Source organism: Thauera butanivorans (genome assembly GCF_048398245.1).
Classification (GTDB): domain Bacteria; phylum Pseudomonadota; class Gammaproteobacteria; order Burkholderiales; family Rhodocyclaceae; genus Thauera; species Thauera butanivorans.
In genome coordinates this window covers 1,421,983-1,434,895 of the sequence record NZ_CP183038.1, presented here as the reverse complement: position 1 = coordinate 1,434,895, position 12,913 = coordinate 1,421,983, and the positions used below count along the sequence as shown (strand labels likewise).

Here is a 12,913-nt window from a genome sequence, read left to right as displayed (position 1 = left end):
GAGAAACGGCTACAGGACTGGGGACGACAGGATCGGCCGCTCATGTCCGCCTGCCCGGTACGTCGCCCGCCAGACTCAGCACGCGCAACTCCCCGGCACCGATCTTCTGCGCACCAGCGCTGTCCGGCACGCCGGCCTGCTCGACGAACACGCAGGTCTTGTTGGTCCGCTTGCAGTAGTCCTGCACCCGCCAGTAATCGCCGTGGCTCAGGCAGCCGGTCTGGCAGATCACCAGGTCGGCAGCACGCAGGCTCGCTTCCAGCGCCTCGGGATCGGCTGCTTGCAGCACCGCACCGGACGCAGGCGACTCCCCGACGACTGCGACGGTCGGCGCGCCGTCACCTTCTCCGCCACCCCACTGGCCAGGCACTCTGCCCCGCGGCCTTTCCCGCTGCAGGCGCTCGCGCATCAGCATCTGGATGCGCGCGACCAGCGTCTCCACATGGCGCGCCAGCGTGACGCGCTTGGACAGGCCGGGAATCGCTGCCTCCAGCGTGGCACGATCTTCCCGCTCCCAGGCCAGCGCGGTTTCCCGCATGATGACTTCGGCCTGCAGATGCATCACCTTCATCCGCAGGCGCTCCAGCTCGCGCGCCTGCGCGTGCAGCTGTTCGGTGCAGCGCCGTTGCGCACGGCCATAGTCGTGTATCAGCGCACGATGTTCCTGGGCGAGTTGATCGAAGTCATGGCTGGCGTATTCCACGGTCGGCCTCACAAGTCTTGCGCACACGGGGAGTGCGATGATCGGGACGCTTCGTCATGGCGAGTGACAAAGAAGATAAGCCGATACTATAAATGAGAATGATTTTTGTTCAAGTGGCAAACGGTAAAGACTCTTTCCAGCCATCGCCTCATCGCCCGCGGCGCCGCATCTGCCGTGCGGGTTGTGTTATGCGGCAAGTCGTGGCTGAATGGTCCGCTGCCGCAAGGCTGCCGGACTGCTCTCCGCAACTTGCGGCCATACCGTCACGCTGGCACGGAGCCGCCAGCGGACTCCTATAGAAACGAAATCCCGATCAGATGAAAATTGCCACCTGGAACGTCAACTCCCTCAAGGTCCGCCTGCCGCAGGTCCTCGACTGGCTGGCCGCCAACACGCCCGACGCGCTGTGCCTGCAGGAACTGAAACTCGAAGACAAGGCTTTCCCTGTCGCCGAACTCGAGGCCGCCGGCTACCACGCCGTGTTCATCGGCCAGAAGACCTACAACGGCGTCGCCATCCTCAGCCCGCGGCCGATCGACGAAGCAACGGTGGTACGCAACATCCCCGGCTTCGAGGACGAGCAGAAACGCATCATCGCCGCCACCATCGACGGCGTGCGGGTGGTGTGCGGCTATTTCCCCAACGGCCAGGCGGTGGGCTCGGACAAGTTCGAATACAAACTGAAATGGCTCGCTGCGCTGACCGATTGGCTGCGCGAGGAACTGAAGACGCACGAACGCCTGCTGCTGGCGGGCGACTTCAACATCGCCCCCGAGGACCGCGACGCCCACCCGGACTGGAAGGACGAGATCCACGTTTCCGTGCCGGAACGCGAGGCCTTCCGCGCCCTGCTCGACCTGGGGCTGATCGACGCCTTCCGCCTGTTCGAGCAGCCCGAACGTGCTTTCTCGTGGTGGGACTACCGCATGATGGCTTTCCGGCGCAATTTCGGCCTGCGCATCGACCACCTGCTGGTTTCACCCGCGCTGCGCGAAGCCTGCCGCAGCTGCACGGTGGACAAGGCACCCCGCCGCCTCGAACGGCCTTCCGACCACGCCCCGGTCGTGCTCGAACTTGCTTGAGACCATGGACGCCACCGAAACCGATCGCCTCTCGGCCTGCTATCCCATCCTGGACAAGCTGTCCGCGGATGCGCGCCTGCGCGTCCTGCGGAGCGCCCGCTGGATGCGCGTTCCAGCCGGCGCCATGCTGTTCGACGACCGCCAGGCCTGCGAAGGCTTTCCCTTCATCGTCGAAGGCTCGGTGCGCGTCAGCAAGTGCGCGCCGAACGGGCGCGAACTGCCGCTGTACCGCGTCGCACCGGGCGAAACCTGCATCATTTCCTCGTCCTGCCTGCTCGGCCACGAGGACTACAACGCCCGCGGCGTCACCGAAACCGACACCCTGCTGATGCTGCTGCCGAAGACGGTGTTCGACGACATGATGAACGAGCGCCCGTTCCGCGACTTCATCTTCCATCTTTTTGCCGAACGCATCGCCGACCTGATGCAGCTGATCGAGGAAGTGGCTTTCCGCAAGCTCGACCAGCGCCTGGCTGCCTTGCTGCTGGGCAAGGGCCGCACGCTGCACGTCACCCATCAGCAACTGGCCGACGAACTCGGCAGCGTACGCGAGATCGTCAGCCGCCTGCTGAAGAGTTTCGCCGATCAGGGCCTGGTGCGCCTGTCTCGCGAACAGGTGGAAATCCTCGATCCGGCAGGCCTGCGCAAACTGGCGGCAGAAGGCTCGACCAAGGCCTGAGGCAGCCGAGGCCCCGACGGGCTCTTTCTCCTTGACCAGCCCGCTCTGTAACCATGGTTACAGACCGCGAATGGAATGGCATGCTCCAATCGAAGCACTATCCCATCCTTGCAAGGAGAACATCATGAAGAAGAACGTAGGCGGTATCGACAGGATCCTGCGTATCGTGGCCGGCATCGCGCTGATCGCCTGGGCCCTGATGGGCGGACCGGTCTGGGCCTGGATCGGCATCGTGCCGCTGGCCACCGGTGCCATGGGCTGGTGCCCGCTCTATCCGCTGCTCGGCTTCAGTACCTGCCCGCTGAGCAAGAAGTGAGCTGAGGCAGCGCGGCTTGGCGACCCGGAAACCTCCGGTCGCCGCAGCAAGGAAAAACGGCGGGACTTCACCATTGGAATCCTGCCGTTTGCTTTTTGCCGGGATCGACTGGCTCCACCTGCGAGACCACCTGTCCTGAAAAAACAGGACAAGCCTTCCCTCACCCTCGCGCGCTGCAATGATTGGCGATCGCGACGAACTGCGCGACCGACAGCTTCTCGCCGCGCAGACCGGCATCGATGCCCAGCGCGTCGAAATCGGCATCGTTCATGAACTCGCGCAGCGTGTTCTTCAGCGTCTTGCGGCGCTGGCCGAAGGCGGCGGTGACGATCTGCCCGAGCAGTGCCTCGTCCTGCGCGCCGAGCTGTTCCCTGGGCAGGGGCGCCATGCGCACGATGCTGGACATGACCTTGGGCGCCGGGCGGAAGGCGCCGGGCGGCACGTCGAACATTCTGCCCATGCGGAAACGGTACTGCAGCATCACCGACAGGCGGCCGTATTCCTCGGTGCCCGGCTCGGCGACCATGCGCATCACCACTTCCTTCTGCAGCATGAAAGTCATGTCCTTGACCTGGTCGGCGAAGCCGGCGAGGTGGAACAGGATCGGCGTGGAAATGTTGTAGGGCAGGTTGCCGACGACGCGCAGCGGCTGGCCGCCATCGGCGCACAGGCTGCTGAAATCGAACTTCAGCGCGTCGCCTTCATGCACCGTGAGCTGGGCAGGCGTGTAGCGCTCGTGCAGGCGCGCGATCAGGTCGCGGTCGATCTCGACCACGTGCAGGTGGCCGAGACGCTCGATCAGCGGCGCGGTCATCGCCCCCAGGCCGGGACCGATCTCGACCATCGCCTCGCCCGCCTGGGGACGGATGGCGTCGATGATGCGGCGGATGATGTTGGGGTCGGACAGGAAGTTCTGGCCGAAGCGCTTGCGTGCGCGGTGGCCGTCGGTTTCGCGGTCTTGCATCGGGGTCCTCGTCGTGCGCCGGCGGTGCTCAGGCTGCAGCATGGGCTGCGCGGGCCGCGACCATCGTCGCCGCCAGCTCCAGCGCGGCGAACAGGCTGCCGGGGTCGGCCCGGCCGCTGCCGGCAAGGTCGAGCGCGGTGCCGTGGTCGACCGAGGTGCGGATGATCGGCAGGCCGAGCGTGACATTGACGCCGCCGCCGAAGCTCGCATGCTTGAGCACCGGCAGCCCCTGGTCGTGGTACATCGCCAGCACCGCGTCGCCCTGCGCCAGCGTGTGCGGCACGAACAGCGTATCCGCCGGCAACGGGCCGACGAGTTGCATGCCTTCGGCGCGCAGCCGCGCCAGCACCGGCTCGATGACGTCGATTTCCTCGCGTCCCATGTGCCCGCCCTCGCCTGCATGCGGGTTGAGGCCGGCGACGAGGATGCGCGGCGCGGCAAGGCCGAAGTGGCGCACCAGGTCGGCGTGCAGGATGCGCAGCGTTTCCTCCAGCGCCTGTGGGGTGATCGCCGCCGGCACCCGGGCCAGCGGCAGATGGGTGGTGACGAGCGCGACGCGCAGACCGCCGCCGACCAGCATCATCACCACCCGCGGCGTCTTGGTGTGCTCGGCCAGGTATTCGGTATGGCCGCTGAAAGGCAGCGCGTCGGCCGCACCCAGGCTCTCGCAGATGACGCCCTTATGCACCGGCGCGGTGACCATCGCGGCGAACTCGCCGCTGACGCAGCCAGCGATCGCGCGGTCGAGCAGGCCGAGCACGTAGGCGCCATTGGCCGCATCGAGCACACCGGGAACGGCCGTCCGGGCGAGCGGCACATGCAGCACGTCGATGGTCCCTTCCGGCACATCCGACTGCATGCCGGGCTGCCAGGGCCGGAACGCAGCCGCACTGCCGAAGGCGCCCGCACGCTCGCGCAGCAGGTCGAGGTCGCCGAGCACGACCGGCCGGAGCGGCCATTGGCGCTCGGCCAGGCGGGCACACAGTTCCGGTCCGATGCCGGCCGGCTCGCCGCTGGTGATGGCGACGAACGGCCTGGAAGCCCCGGCAGCGCTCACTCGCGGTCCAGGCGCAGATCGACGTAGGTGCTGTCGCGCAACTGGCGCAGCCAGTCCTCGTAGGCCTCGTCGGCCTTGCGTTCGCGCAGCGCGGCGCGGGCGGCATTGCGCTTGCGTTCGTCGGTGACGTCCTGCACGCGGCGCTCGACGACCTGGATCAGATGCCAGCCGAACGGCGACTCCACCGGCATGCTGACTTCGCCCGGCTGCAGCGCGTCCATCGCGCGTTCGAATTCGGGCACGGTGTCGCCCGGGTTGAGCCAGCCGAGATCGCCGCCCTTGGCCGCGGACAGGTCCGCCGAGTTGGCCCTGGCCAGCTCGGCGAAATCGGCGCCATTGACGACGCGTTCGCGGATGCCCATCAGGCGCGCCTCGGCATCGGCGTCGGACAGCACTTCCGAAGTCTTGATCAGGATGTGGCGGGCGCGTGTCTGTTCCATCTGGGCCACGGCGGTGTCGCCGCCGCCGCGGCGATCGACCAGGCGCACGATGTGCAGGCCCGAGGCGCTGCGCAGGATGGGCGAGGTCTCGCCAGGGCGCATATCACGCACCACGTCGGCGAACAGCGCCGGCAGGCGGTCGAGCGGACGCCAGCCCAGGCTGCCGCCCGACAGGCCATCGGGGGCGTCCGACACTTCGGCCGCGACGCGGGCGAAATCCTCGCCCGAGCGCAGACGGGCCATCACGCTTTCGGCACGCCCGCGCAGCGCCTCGATCTGCTCCGGCGAAGCCTGTTCGGGCGCCCGCAGCAGGATGTGCGCGACCTCGAACTCCTCGCCCGAAAAAGCATCCGGATTGCTGGCGAGGAAGTTGTCGATTTCGGCGTCGGTGACGACGACCCTGCTTTCCACTTCACGCTCGCGCAGCCGGGTCAGCAGAATCTCGGTGCGGATCTCGTCGCGGAAACGCGACCACGACACGCCGTCCTGCTCCAGCGTCTCGCGCAGCTGGTCGATGCTCAGCTGGTTGTTCGCGGCGATGCGCTCGATCGCGCGCTCCAGCATGGCGTCATCCACCCGCAGCGAAGTCTCGCGCGCCAGCTGCAGCTGCGCGCGCTCGATGATCAGGCGCTCCAGCAGCTGCTGCTCCAGCACCTCCCGGGGCGGCAGTTCGACGCCCTGGCGCTGGAGCTGGCGCACGACCTGATCGACGCGCGCGCGCAGCTGCAGCGCCGTGATCACTTCGTCATTGACGACGGCGACGATGCGATCGACCGCCACCGCCTGCGGCGCGGCGTGCAGCGGAAAACTCAGGACCAGGCTGGCGATGCCGACGGCGAGCAGCGAACGGGAACGGGACAGGGGACGATTCATGATCATTATCTGATGGGTTGCTCGCGGGGTTTCAATCCATGCCGAACACGCGGTCGGCCGAAGAATCGTTGATCTTGCCATAGCCGGGCACGCTGCGCGTCAGCAGGTTGAGCGGATTGGAGCCGATGCCGGCCAGGTCGTTCAGTTCGAGCTGCACGTAGATGGCTTTCGAAACGTCGTCGCGCTCGAGCGCGAAGCGGTGCACCGCGACGCGCAACACCCAGCAGCCGCCGTTGTATTCGAGGCCGCCGATCGCTTCGGTGATGCGGTTGTCGAGCAGCGAATGGGTGACGCGGCCGACGCCGTACCAGCCGCCGCCCAGCGGCCACTGGCCCGACACGTCGATGTCCTCGAGGCCGACCAGGTTTTCGGCGATGCGCAGTTCGGGCGCGTAGCGATAGCTGAAGTTCAGCACCTTGGCGTAGTCGGGCTGGTAGCGCAGGTTGAAGTTCGCCCGTTCGGTGCGGCTGGTCTCGGTGTTGTACTGCAGGTAGGAGTTCAGCGAGAACTCGCGGGACAGGCGCCCCCCCAGGCCGAGCAGGATTTCGGTGCCGCGGCCGGCGTCGCGCAATTCGTCCCGATTGAACAGGTAGACGTCCTGGTCGGAGAAGTAATAGCGCTGGCCGACCATCGCGCGCAGGCGCTCGACGCCGGTCTCGGCATCGATGAAGCGCGTCGTCAGCGCGGCGGTGAGGTCGTTGGCGTCGCCGATCCGGTCGCTGCCCGAGTAGCGGTTCTCGGAGAACATCTGCGCGAAGCCGACGTCGAAACGGCTGCTGTCGAAATTCGGGATGTCCTGCTGGTCCCGCGACGGCACCCTCAGGTAGTACAGGCGCGGCTCCAGCGTCTGCAGATAGCTGCCGCCGAAGATCGTCGTCTCGCGTTCGAAGAACAGCCCGGAGTCCACCGAGAAGATCGGCACCGAACGCGTGATCGAATTCGGCTTGGTGGCGTTCTGCGGCAGCGGCGAACGGTCGAGGTCGTAGCTGGTGTAGTGCAGGCCCGCCTTCGGCGTCACGAACCATGCCGCGCCGGCCAGGGGCAGCGAAAGCTGCGGATAGGCGACGAAACGCGTGCCTTCGTCCTTGTTCTTGTCGGCATCGGGGTGCTCGAACCTGACGAATTCGGTGGTGAGGGCCCCGGTCAGCCCGCCCGGCAGATCGGGACGCCGGCCCTCCACCAGGACCTGCGGCAGACGGCGATAGGGCGAGACGTTCCTCGATTCCTCGTCCGGGTTCAGGGTCTGGTAGCTCTGCGCGCGAACGAACGCGCTCCACCAGTTCGAGCCCCGGTAGGTGAGTTGCCCCTGCCGCAGCAGGTTGATCCGCGAGGCGACGCCGATACGGGACGACAGATCCTCGAAGTAGCGATCGTCCGACACCGAGTTGAAATCGAGCGAGCCGTACAGGCTCGACGTGATCCGCTGCTGGTGCTGGATGGACGCCAGGGTGCGATCCTCGCCCGTCAGCCGGTCCTTCGGCATCCATTCGACGCGCGACTCGCCCCGGTAGCTTTCGCCCAGATAGCGGAGTTCGCCGCCGAACTGGACGCCGCGCCGGCTCATGAAGCGCGGCGTGATCGTGGCATCGTAGTTGGGCGCGATGTTCCAGTAATACGGCAGCGCGAGATCCACGCCGGTCTTGTTCGACGAACCGAACGTCGGCGGCAGCAGGCCGGACTGGCGGCGGGCGGTGAGCGGAAACTCCGCCCACGGCATCCAGAAGATGGGCACGTCCTTGAACACGATCGACGCGTCGCGCGCGGTGCCGACCTCGCGGTCGTAGTCCAGGTCGAGCTCGCGCGCACGGATGTACCAGTCGGGATCTCGGGCCTCGCAGGTCGACCAGGTCGCGTTCTGCAGGTGGTACTGGTTCTCGCCTTCGAGCCGCAGCAGGTCGGCCTCGCCGCTGCCCGACACGGTGCGCGGCGCCTCGCCGGTGAAGCTGGGCTGGCGCTGGCGCGAAATCTGGTAGACCGGCGACTCGAAGCTGCCGGTGCTGTCGCCGATCACCATCGTCGCCTTCGGGCCGGCGATGGTGTCATCGCCCTGGCGCAACTCGACGTTGCCTTCGGCCACGGCCTCGTCGATCGGCTCGCGATAGGTGACGCGGTCGGCGGTCAGGATCATGTCGTCGCGCTGCAGCTCGGCATCGCCATCGGCGACCAGCTCGATGCTGCGCGCACCGAGAATCCTCAGCGCCTTCACCGAAGTGCTGCCCGCCGGCAGCGCCGCGGCCCCTTCGCTTGCCTCTTCGGCCGCGGCCCGGCGCTGCGCCGCCGGTGAGGGCTCTGCGGTGCCGGCAGGGGCCGGCTGCAGCGTGGAGGAAACACGCCCTCCGCCCGCCTGTGCGGCGGAACCAGGCTGGACGGCCGGCGGCGCAACGGGCCGGGAAGCTGCGGCGGCAGGGGCATCGACCGGCTTCTTCGGCGCCGCACCGGTGGCGGCACCGGCAGCGGGTTCCGGGGTTCGCACCAGGTCGGGCGACACCACCAGCGGCGGCAGGCCGGCCGCGAGCGCCGTGCCGGACAGCCAGCACAGCAGGAAGGGGATCAGACGCATGCGCGTATTCAGGGGCATGAAGGCAAACGCTTTCCATCGTTCGCAGGGCGATCCCCTGTCGCACGACCGTGTTGATAAACTTGCGAATTGTACACGAACACCCGTGGAGAACTTCCTCTTGCAACGCCTCGAACAACTGCGCGCCTGGCTCGCCGCCACCCTGCCCGGCCGGTCCTTCGATCTCGCACCGGCCTCGGCCGACGCCAGCTTCCGCCGCTACTTCCGCGCCACCTTCGCCGACGGCAGCCCTTCCCGCATCGTCATGGACGCCCCGCCCGGCAAGGAGGACATCCGCCCCTGGCTGCAGGTGGCCGAACTGTTCCGCGCCGCAGGTGCGCACGTGCCCGAGGTGCTGGCGCAGGATCTCGAGCACGGCTTCCTGCTGTTGTCCGACCTCGGCTCGACGACTTACCTGGCTGCGCTGAAGGCAGGCAGCGGCGCCGACCCGCATCGCGCCGCCCATCTGTACGCCGACGCGCTCGGCTCGCTCGCCGCCATCCAGCACGCCAGCCGCCCCGGTGTGCTGCCGGAGTACGACCGCGCCCTGTTGCTGCGCGAGATGATGCTGTTTCCCGAGTGGTACGTCACCCGCCACAAGGGCGTCGCGCTGAGCGAGGCCGAAACGGCGCTGCTGAACACCGCCTTCGAGCGCATCCTGGCGGTCAACCTGGCCGAGCCCAAGGTCTTCGTGCACCGCGACTACCACTCGCGCAACCTGATGCTGCTCGAAGCCGGCGACGGCCTCGGCGCCAACCCCGGCATCATCGACTTTCAGGACGCGGTCTACGGCCCGATCAGCTACGACCTGGTGTCGCTGTTCAAGGACGCCTACATCCGCTGGGACGAAGAATTCATCCTCGACCTGCTGATCCGCTACTGGGAAACGGCAAGGAAGCTCGGCCTGCCGGTGCGCGAGGAGTTCGCCGATTTCCACCGCGACTTCGAATGGATGGGCGTGCAGCGCCACCTGAAGGTGCTGGGCATCTTCGCCCGCCTCTGCCACCGCGACGGCAAGGACGGCTACCTGGCCGACATGCCGCTGGTGATGGACCATCTGCGCCGCGCCTGCAAGCGCTGGCGCGAGCTCGGCCCGCTGCTGAAGCTGCTCGACCGCCTCGAACCCGAGGAAACGCAGGTCGGCTACACCTTCTGAAGTGAAAGCGATGATCTTCGCCGCCGGCCGCGGCGAACGCATGCGGCCGCTGACCGACCACTGCCCCAAGCCCTTGCTCGAAGCCGGCGGCAAACCGCTGATCGTGTGGCAGATCGAAGCACTCGCGCGCGCTGGCATCGGCGACATCGTCATCAACCATGCCTGGCTCGGCGACCGGATCGAAGCCGCACTGGGCGACGGCAGCCGCTACGGCGTGCGCCTGCGCTACTCGGCGGAAACGACCGCGCTGGAAACCGCCGGCGGCATCGCCCAGGCGCTGCCGCTGCTCGTCGCCGACCCTGCAAACGAAGCCGGCGACATCTTTCTCGCCGTCTCCGGCGACATCCACACCGACTACGACTACCGCCGCCTGCTGCCGCGCGCCGCCGCGATGGCCGGCAGCGCCGAACCGTGCATGCACCTCGTCATGGTGCCCAACCCGGCCTTCCACCCGGCCGGCGACTTCGCCCTCGGCGACGACGGCCGGCTGTCGCTGGACGGCGGCGAACGCCTCACCTTCGGCAACATCGGCCTCTACGACACCCGCCTGTTCAGCGCCATCGCCCGCGGCGAAAAAGTGGCGATGACCCCCTACTACCGCGGCGCCATCACCGCCGGCCACGCCACCGGCGAACGCCACGACGGCCACTGGGAAAACGTCGGCACCCCCGCCCAGCTCGCGGCGCTCGATCGCAGCCTGCGGGCCAGGCCAGCCTGAATAAAGCATGGCCAGCCCACAGCATCAGCATCTGCGTTTCTGCCGTCGCTGCTACGACCATCTGGCCGGACAGGTCGGCGTGGAGGTGACACGCGCCTTGCAGGATCGCGACTACATCCGGCCATCGGACGACAAGCAGTTCGTCGTGACCGCTGCCGGAACCGAATGGTTCGACAGCATCGGCATGGATGTCCGCTCCATCAAGCCAACCCGGCACGGTCTCGCGCGGCAATGCCTCGACTGGACGGAGCGCGTCCCCCATCTCGCCGGGCCGCCGTGCTCCGAAGATCAGTGCCAGGAAATCATTTTCCGATGTGATGGACGACCTCAACTTCGGAGGGTTCATCAATGTCTGGGGGCGTCATGGCCGCTTCGTCTTCTCGGGCGACATCATGTATGTCAACACGACGGACGGCCATGGCAACGGTCCGCTACCGGCGTTGCAGATACCGGGCTTCGGCACCACGATACCGCCAGGCGCGAGCGTCGGCGCGAAGGTCGACACGAAACAGTTCACGGCGACCCTGCAGGGCGGCTACCGCGTGCTCGACACACCGCAGTTCACGCTCGACGCCCTGGCGGGCATGCGCTTCTGGCATATCTCGAACGATGTGACGGTCACGGCGAACCACCCCGCTATCGGAATCCAGAAAGCCAGCCATGGCGAAGACTTTGGCTGGGTGGACCCCGTGGTCGGCATGCGCACATTCCTTCCCGTCACCGACAGGCTGTCGGTGCAGGCGCAAGCCGACATTGGCGGCTTCGGCGCAGGTTCCGATCTCACATGGTCGGCGCTGGCGACGGTCAATTACGTCCTCGGCGATCGCCTTTCCGCCTCCGTGGGCTACAAGGTGCTCGACGTCGATTACGATCACAAGGATCACATCTATGACACACGCCTCAGCGGCCCGGTTTTCGGCATGACCTATCGGTTCTGACCGACGAAGGTTTCGTAGTCTTCTTATGGATGATGTTCGATATGTCCCGCTTCACACGCATACTCGCCGCGTTGACCGCTGTTGCAGCGCTGCTCGCAGCCGAGGCCCAGGCCTGCACGCGGATCGTCTATCACGGGCCTGCCGGGCGGACTCTCACAGGCCGCAACATGGATTTCAAGGACCCGATGGTCAGCAATTTCTGGGTCTTTCCCCGCGGCGTGAAGCGCAACGGGGCCGCCGGTCCGCGCTCGCTGGAATGGACATCGAAGTATGGCAGCCTGGCCGTCTCCGGCTATGACATCTCGACGGTCGACGGCCTGAACGAAGCCGGCCTCAACGCCAGCCTGCTATGGCTCAACGCCACAGGCTTCCCCGAAGACGACAAGACCACGCCTCGCATGTCGCTGGCAATCTGGGCGCAGTTCTATCTCGACCAGTTTGCAACGGTCTCGGAAGCGGTCGAATACACGCGCAACCACCCCGTACAGGTCGTGAGCGGCGAAGTGCCCGGCCGCCCCGGCAGCCTCGCGCCGCTGCACCTGACCCTATCCGATGCGACCGGCGACAGCGCCGTTCTCGAGTGGATCGATGGCAAGCTCAACATCCATCATGACCGCTCGTATCAGGTGGTGACGAACGACCCACCCTATGACATCCAGCTTGCCAACCAGAGATACTGGAGCGCGGTCGACGCCCTCAACTTCCTTCCTGGCAGCGGCCGCTCCGAGGATCGCTTCGTGCGCGCCGGCTTCTACGTCAACGCGGTGACCCAGAGCGACGACCCCCGCATTGCCGCCGCTGCGGTATTCAGCGTGATCCGCAACGCTTCGGCCCCCTATGGCGTGAGCCTTCCCGATGCGCCGAACCTGTCCACAACCCGCTGGCGCGTGGTGGCGGATCAGAAGGCCATGCTTTTCTATGGGGAGTCGGCGACATCGCCCAATATTTTCTGGGTGGATATGAAAAAGCTCGACTTCTCCGAAAGCGCGCAGATCCGCAAACTGGATCTCGGGGTGGACATGAGCCGCGTGCTTGTCGGGGAAGCGTCGGACCAGTTCGTCCCTGCGGAACCATTCGATTTCATGGTCGCCGAGTGAATCGCCATTTCAGCATGAACGGGTATCTGGAGCATCGCTCCAATCCCTACCCATTTTGGTCGTCATATTCGCTTGCATCCCGTTGTAAGCAGTTGGCCGGTCGGGAATCGAGACGGACTGACAGCCCCTCGGCGTCAGGTCAGAATGAGCGGGTGCCAGCCTGGAGCGTTCGAGGCGCCTGAAATCATCCATGCTCGCCTTGAACGCGAGCGTGGCCAGTGCCCCTTACACCTGAGATCGTGTGGAAGAGCCTGCAGACCGGATCGGCGCGTGATGCGCATTCCAGCGCATCATCCGACTTGCGCGCTTGGACGCGCATCTCGCCCCGCGCCG

General features: G+C 66.6%; 12 protein-coding genes. 7 read left to right on the top strand and 5 right to left on the bottom strand.

What is annotated here, in order from left to right; genetic code table 11:
* Positions 1–40 precede the first annotated feature (40 nt).
* Positions 41–703 (bottom strand): DUF2325 domain-containing protein, encoded by a 663-nt coding sequence (locus tag ACNQFN_RS06910; RefSeq protein WP_068635568.1) that lies wholly within the window; start codon positions 701–703, stop codon positions 41–43.
* Positions 704–1,020: 317 nt separating this feature from the next.
* Here ACNQFN_RS06910 and xth point away from each other — a divergent pair, with 317 nt between their 5' ends.
* The 3 genes from xth to ACNQFN_RS06895 all read left to right on the top strand — a co-directional run bounded on the left by xth (position 1,021) and on the right by ACNQFN_RS06895 (position 2,780).
* Positions 1,021–1,785 carry an exodeoxyribonuclease III gene (xth, locus tag ACNQFN_RS06905; RefSeq protein ID WP_068635541.1) on the top strand — a complete coding sequence of 255 codons (765 nt, stop codon included), beginning with the start codon at positions 1,021–1,023 and terminating at the stop codon, positions 1,783–1,785.
* Positions 1,786–1,789: 4 nt separating this feature from the next.
* Positions 1,790–2,464, top strand: a complete 675-nt coding sequence (locus ACNQFN_RS06900; RefSeq protein ID WP_068635540.1) for a Crp/Fnr family transcriptional regulator — start codon at positions 1,790–1,792, stop codon at positions 2,462–2,464.
* A gap of 124 nt (positions 2,465–2,588) precedes the next feature.
* The gene (locus ACNQFN_RS06895; RefSeq protein WP_068635539.1) at positions 2,589–2,780 is read left to right on the top strand and encodes a YgaP family membrane protein; all 192 of its coding nucleotides are present in this window, start codon (positions 2,589–2,591) and stop codon (positions 2,778–2,780) included.
* 160 nt (positions 2,781–2,940) lie between these two features.
* Here ACNQFN_RS06895 and rsmA read toward each other — a convergent pair whose 3' ends face one another.
* The 4 genes from rsmA to lptD are packed head-to-tail and all read right to left on the bottom strand — an operon-like array spanning position 2,941 to position 8,674.
* Positions 2,941–3,744 carry a 16S rRNA (adenine(1518)-N(6)/adenine(1519)-N(6))-dimethyltransferase RsmA gene (rsmA, locus tag ACNQFN_RS06890; RefSeq protein WP_068635538.1) on the bottom strand — a complete coding sequence of 268 codons (804 nt, stop codon included), beginning with the start codon at positions 3,742–3,744 and terminating at the stop codon, positions 2,941–2,943.
* 28 nt (positions 3,745–3,772) lie between these two features.
* Positions 3,773–4,801: a 4-hydroxythreonine-4-phosphate dehydrogenase PdxA gene (gene pdxA, locus ACNQFN_RS06885; protein WP_068635537.1), complete on the bottom strand. Its 1,029-nt coding sequence runs from the start codon at positions 4,799–4,801 to the stop codon at positions 3,773–3,775.
* Complete coding sequence (locus ACNQFN_RS06880; protein WP_068635567.1) at positions 4,798–6,114, bottom strand: peptidylprolyl isomerase; 1,317 nt, start codon at positions 6,112–6,114, stop codon at positions 4,798–4,800. Before ACNQFN_RS06880 ends, pdxA begins: the two co-directional genes overlap by 4 nt.
* Before the next feature lie 31 nt (positions 6,115–6,145).
* Entirely contained in the window at positions 6,146–8,674 is a 2,529-nt protein-coding gene (gene lptD, locus ACNQFN_RS06875; protein ID WP_418648368.1) for an LPS assembly protein LptD, read from the bottom strand.
* 118 nt (positions 8,675–8,792) lie between these two features.
* Between lptD and ACNQFN_RS06870 the strand changes: the two genes are divergently transcribed.
* From ACNQFN_RS06870 to ACNQFN_RS06855, 4 genes are all read left to right on the top strand, one after another.
* On the top strand, positions 8,793–9,827 hold the full coding sequence (locus ACNQFN_RS06870) for an aminoglycoside phosphotransferase family protein (RefSeq protein WP_418648367.1): 1,035 nt from the start codon (positions 8,793–8,795) through the stop codon (positions 9,825–9,827).
* Positions 9,828–9,837: 10 nt separating this feature from the next.
* On the top strand, positions 9,838–10,545 hold the full coding sequence (gene murU, locus ACNQFN_RS06865) for an N-acetylmuramate alpha-1-phosphate uridylyltransferase MurU (protein WP_418648366.1): 708 nt from the start codon (positions 9,838–9,840) through the stop codon (positions 10,543–10,545).
* A 188-nt stretch (positions 10,546–10,733) separates the two neighbouring features.
* Complete coding sequence (locus ACNQFN_RS06860) at positions 10,734–11,483, top strand: hypothetical protein (protein WP_418648365.1); 750 nt, start codon at positions 10,734–10,736, stop codon at positions 11,481–11,483.
* A gap of 41 nt (positions 11,484–11,524) precedes the next feature.
* Positions 11,525–12,580, top strand: a complete 1,056-nt coding sequence (locus ACNQFN_RS06855; protein ID WP_418648364.1) for a linear amide C-N hydrolase — start codon at positions 11,525–11,527, stop codon at positions 12,578–12,580.
* Positions 12,581–12,913 lie beyond the last annotated feature (333 nt).

Coding starts and splice junctions, on each gene's coding strand:
- ACNQFN_RS06895 (WP_068635539.1), top strand. CDS start 2,589: ATGAAGAAGAACGTAGGCGGTATCGACAGGATCCTGCGTATCGTGGCC.
- ACNQFN_RS06860 (WP_418648365.1), top strand. CDS start 10,734: ATGTCCGCTCCATCAAGCCAACCCGGCACGGTCTCGCGCGGCAATGCC.
- lptD (WP_418648368.1), bottom strand. CDS start 8,674: ATGCGTCTGATCCCCTTCCTGCTGTGCTGGCTGTCCGGCACGGCGCTC.
- ACNQFN_RS06900 (WP_068635540.1), top strand. CDS start 1,790: ATGGACGCCACCGAAACCGATCGCCTCTCGGCCTGCTATCCCATCCTG.
- murU (WP_418648366.1), top strand. CDS start 9,838: ATGATCTTCGCCGCCGGCCGCGGCGAACGCATGCGGCCGCTGACCGAC.
- xth (WP_068635541.1), top strand. CDS start 1,021: ATGAAAATTGCCACCTGGAACGTCAACTCCCTCAAGGTCCGCCTGCCG.
- ACNQFN_RS06855 (WP_418648364.1), top strand. CDS start 11,525: ATGTCCCGCTTCACACGCATACTCGCCGCGTTGACCGCTGTTGCAGCG.
- rsmA (WP_068635538.1), bottom strand. CDS start 3,744: ATGCAAGACCGCGAAACCGACGGCCACCGCGCACGCAAGCGCTTCGGC.
- ACNQFN_RS06880 (WP_068635567.1), bottom strand. CDS start 6,114: ATGAATCGTCCCCTGTCCCGTTCCCGTTCGCTGCTCGCCGTCGGCATC.